This window comes from uncultured Phenylobacterium sp., assembly GCF_902826855.1.
Classification (GTDB): Bacteria; Pseudomonadota; Alphaproteobacteria; order Caulobacterales; family Caulobacteraceae; genus Phenylobacterium.
The window spans coordinates 23107-26915 of the sequence record NZ_CADEGK010000038.1; the positions used below are offsets into that span (position 1 = coordinate 23107).

At 69.7% G+C, this 3809-nt stretch carries 5 protein-coding genes; 2 read left to right on the forward strand and 3 right to left on the reverse strand.

Annotated features, from left to right (window positions below; all coding sequences use genetic code 11):
• Window positions 1-73 precede the first annotated feature (73 nt).
• Complete coding sequence (locus QZV94_RS07745) at window positions 74-433, forward strand: iron chaperone (protein WP_293677235.1); 360 nt, start codon at window positions 74-76, stop codon at window positions 431-433.
• Here the strand turns inward: QZV94_RS07745 and QZV94_RS07750 are convergent.
• The 3 genes from QZV94_RS07750 to QZV94_RS07760 all read right to left on the reverse strand — a co-directional run bounded on the left by QZV94_RS07750 (window position 430) and on the right by QZV94_RS07760 (window position 2940).
• Entirely contained in the window at window positions 430-1305 is an 876-nt protein-coding gene (locus tag QZV94_RS07750; RefSeq protein WP_293677236.1) for an NAD(P)-dependent oxidoreductase, read from the reverse strand. The two genes, QZV94_RS07745 and QZV94_RS07750, sit on opposite strands and share 4 nt — an antisense overlap.
• Before the next feature lie 118 nt (window positions 1306-1423).
• On the reverse strand, window positions 1424-2173 hold the full coding sequence (locus tag QZV94_RS07755; protein WP_293677239.1) for an SDR family oxidoreductase: 750 nt from the start codon (window positions 2171-2173) through the stop codon (window positions 1424-1426).
• 23 nt (window positions 2174-2196) lie between these two features.
• The gene (locus QZV94_RS07760) at window positions 2197-2940 is read right to left on the reverse strand and encodes a helix-turn-helix transcriptional regulator (protein WP_293677237.1); all 744 of its coding nucleotides are present in this window, start codon (window positions 2938-2940) and stop codon (window positions 2197-2199) included.
• Between the two features lie 118 nt (window positions 2941-3058).
• Here QZV94_RS07760 and QZV94_RS07765 point away from each other — a divergent pair.
• A partial coding sequence (locus QZV94_RS07765; RefSeq protein ID WP_293677238.1) for an acyl-CoA dehydrogenase family protein occupies window positions 3059-3809 on the forward strand: 751 nt, incomplete at its 3' end.

Genomic DNA, 3809 nt, shown 5'->3' on the forward strand with positions numbered 1-3809 from the left:
TCTGCCAGTTGGCGTCGGTGGCGAGCTGCAGGTGCTGTTCGGCGCCGGCGGCGGCTCCTGGAGTGCGTTCGCGATGGCCGCAAAGCCGATCAGCGTAGATGCCTACATGGCCGGCCTGCCCGATGCGGCCCGGCCGACGGCCCAGCGCCTGCGGGCCTTGATTCACGCCGCCGCGCCGGAGACCGCCGAGGCGATCCGCTACGGCATGCCGGCGTTCCAGGCGGAGGGCGCGACGTTCATCTACCTCGGCGCCTGGACGCGCCACGTCGCGGTGTACCCGATCTACCGGGGCGAGGCGGACTTCGAGGCGAAGGTCGCCCCGTTTCGTTCGGGCAAGGATTCGGTCCGTTTCGACCTGGACCGCGATCTGCCCGAAGACCTGATCGCCCTCATCGTACGGGCGCAACGCGGGCGCGTGGCGCGGGCGACCTAGGCGGAACGCAGAGCCTTCAGGCTGACGCCGGGCGGCGGCGGCATGGTGTCGGGGATCATGTAGTCGCCGCCGCCCAGGTCGTGGGTGGGATCGACGCGGTACTTGTCGAAGTCGCGCTCGCCGGCCTCGTAGAGCACCGTGTCGTCGATCAGGAAGTTGCCGGTATAGGTCCGGGCGTCCTTGTTGAAGATGACGTAGGCGGCGTCGGACATGATGTCGACGGTGCGGCAGCCCTTCAGTCCCTCCTGGCCGGACACCGCGAACTCGATGGCGGCCGTCGCGATCCCGGTTCGGGGCCAAAGCGAGTTGAAGGCGATGCCGTCGCTGCGGAACTCCTCGGCCATGCCCAGCGTCCACAGCGACATCATGGTCTTGGCCGCGGTGTAGGCCACGTGGCGGCCGTACCACTTGGGGTTCAGGTCGAGGGGCGGCGACATGTTGAGCACGTGCGGGTTGGCGGCGCGCTTGAGGTGGGGGATGCAGGCCTTCGAGGCCACGAACGACCCCCGCGCGGTGATCCCGTGCATGAGATCGTAGCGCTTCATGTCGGTTTCCAGCGTGCCGGTGAGGCTGATCGCCGATGCGTTGTTGAGCAGCATGTCGATGCCGCCGAATGTCTGGGCCGTCTGCTCGACGGCGGCGAAGACCGCGGCCTCGTCGCGGACATCGACGACCAGCGGCAGCGCCCGGCCGCCGGCCTTCTCGATCTCTTCGGCGGCGGTGTAGATGGTGCCGGGCAGGTGACGGTGCGGCTCGGCGGTCTTGGCCGCGATCGCGACATTGGCCCCGTCGCGCGCGGCGCGCAGCGCGATCGCCAGGCCGATGCCGCGCGATCCGCCCGTCATGAACAGCGTCTTGTCTTTCAGGCTCACTCTTCCGCCTCCTGTTGGGTGGCCGCAGAGCGCGGCGGCCTGAACATCCGTGGCCGCCGGCGCCTGCGGAAAGCAAGCCTTTCTCCGCCCTTCTCACCGCCGGCGCCTGCGACCGGCGTCACGGTGTCGTGCGACCCGTCGCGCGAGCAAGGTGCTGGCCGGCATCCACCACGATGAGCTGGCCAGTCACGGAGCGGGCGTCGACCAGGTATCGCAGGGCTGCGCCGATCTCCTGCGGGTCGACCGGGCGCTTCAGGAGCGTGGTTGCGACCTCGGCCGCGAAGTCGGCGTCTGTCTGGTGGATGGAGGCGAGCGTCGGACCGGGGCCGATCGCGTTCACCCGGATACGCGGGGCCAGCCCGCGGGCCAGCATGCGGGTCGCCGACCACAGGGCTGACTTGGAAATGGTATACGAGAAGAACTCCGGGGTCGGGTCCAGCACGCGCTGGTCCAGGATGTTGACGACCATCCCGTCCAGCCCGGGCGGCAGGCGCAGCGCGAAGGCCTGGGTCAGCTCAAGCGGCGCGCGCAGGTTGGTCTCCAGGTGCGCGTCCCAAGAGGCGCGCTCCAGCGTCTCGAAGGCGTCGTCCTCGAACAGCGAGGCGGAATTGACCAGGAGGGTGACCGGCCCCAGTGCGGCCTCCGCCGCCTGCAGCAGGTCCGTTGCGGACTCTGCTCGCAGGTCGGCGCTCAACAGCGCCCCCTGGCGGCCGCGGGCCTGGACATCGGCCAGGGCGGCTTCGGCGTCGGCGTCGATCCGGCGGACATGGATGGCGACGTCGAAACCGGCGTCCGCCGCGGCCAGTGTCAGGGCCCGGCCGATCCGGCGGCTGCCCCCTGTGATCAGGGCCGCCCCCCGCGTCGCCATGGTCGCCATCGTCGCTCTCCGCTTCAGCCGCCGGCGCCGATGTAGCCCAAGACCGCCGCGCGGTGGATGGCCTGCGAGCGGCCGGTCACGGAAAGCTTGCGGGCGGCGTTGCCGATGTGGAAGCGCACGGTGGGAAGGGCGATGGCGACGAGCTGGCTGATCTCCGCGTCGGTCTTGCCGGCGGCCGCCCACTTCAGGCACTGGATCTCGCGCCGGGTGAGCCGTGCAGGAGGGCCGTCCGAGCCGGCGATGGCGTCCGCGTAGGTGGCGACGAACTTCAGCGCCAGGACGTGCATCTCCGCGGCGTGGGCGGCGAAGACGGCCTCCACGTCGAAGTGCTCGTCCACCGTCGCCCAGACGACGATCCCGATCAGGCCGCGGGGCAGGTGGGTCGGGGCGACGATGGCCGCGCCGACGCCCCAGCGCTCTATCGGGCCCTCCGAGGTAATGGCCTCCAGGGCCCGGTTGGGCCGCCAGGAACCGAACCGACCATCCACGAAGTAATAGGGCTCGGCGCAGGCGCGGGAGGCGTGGATGAACGCGGAGCGGAGCGCAAAGCCAGTATCTTCCCAATAGCGCAGCTTGGGGTCGATCCAGCGGAATACGGTCTCCGCGAGCGGCCGTCCGTCGGAGCCCAGCGGCGGCCGGGTCGAGCCGATGTCGCAGGTCGCTGCGCTGAACGGCAAGCCGATGGCTTGGCCCTTGGCGACGATGTCGCTGGCGAGGGCCTCGGCGTCAGCGAGCATCTTTGCGGCGTCGTTGGCCATCACCCCGCGCGTCCCTATCAGTTCTGATAGCTTGTTCTGCTGCGAGGCTGACCGCAAGGTCCGCGCCCCTGCGTGGGGATGCACGCACTTAGCGGCGCCGCTATCCATGAATCTTGAGTTGCGTGATGAGGATCTCGCGTTTCGGGACGAGGTCCGGACCTTTCTTGACGAGCACCTGACGCCTGAGCTGCGACAGGCCGCCGCCCGGACCACGAGTGTCTTCACGGAGCCTCGGTATAGCCTGCCGTGGCAGAGGATCCTGCACGCCCGCGGCTGGGTCGCCCCCAGCTGGCCGGTGGAGTACGGCGGGACCGGCTGGAACGAGGTGCAGCGCTCCATCTTCGCCGCCGAATGCGCCCGCGCCAGCGCGCCGGGCCTGGCCCCCATGGGCCTGCGCATGGCCGGCCCGGTGATCATGGGCTACGGCACGGAGGAGCAGAAGGCGCACTACCTGCCGCGCATCCTCTCGGGCGAAGACTACTGGTGCCAAGGCTACTCCGAGCCGGGTTCCGGATCGGACCTGGCGTCGCTGCAGCTTCAGGCGATCAGCGACGGGGACGACTACGTGCTTTCCGGGTCGAAGATCTGGACGACGCACGCCCAGCACGCCAACCGCATGTTCCTGCTGGCGCGCACCAGCCGCGAGGGCAAGAACCAGCAGGGGATAACCTTCCTGCTGATGGACATGGCCACGCCGGGCATCACGGTGAAGCCGATCATCACCCTGGCCGGCGAGCACGAGGTCAACCAGGTTTTCTTCGACAACGTCCGCGTCCCCAAGTCGGGCCGGCTGGGCCAGGAGAACCAGGGCTGGACGGTGGCCAAGTACCTGCTGGAGTTCGAGCGCGGCGGCGCCTACGCGCCCGGCC

What these genes read in the sequence shown, in the direction of transcription:
- QZV94_RS07755 (WP_293677239.1), bottom strand. Translation starts at nt 2,173, where the DNA reads ATGGCGACGCGGGGGGCGGCCCTGATCACAGGGGGCAGCCGCCGGATC.
- QZV94_RS07745 (WP_293677235.1), top strand. Translation starts at nt 74, where the DNA reads ATGGCCGCAAAGCCGATCAGCGTAGATGCCTACATGGCCGGCCTGCCC.
- QZV94_RS07760 (WP_293677237.1), bottom strand. Translation starts at nt 2,940, where the DNA reads ATGGCCAACGACGCCGCAAAGATGCTCGCTGACGCCGAGGCCCTCGCC.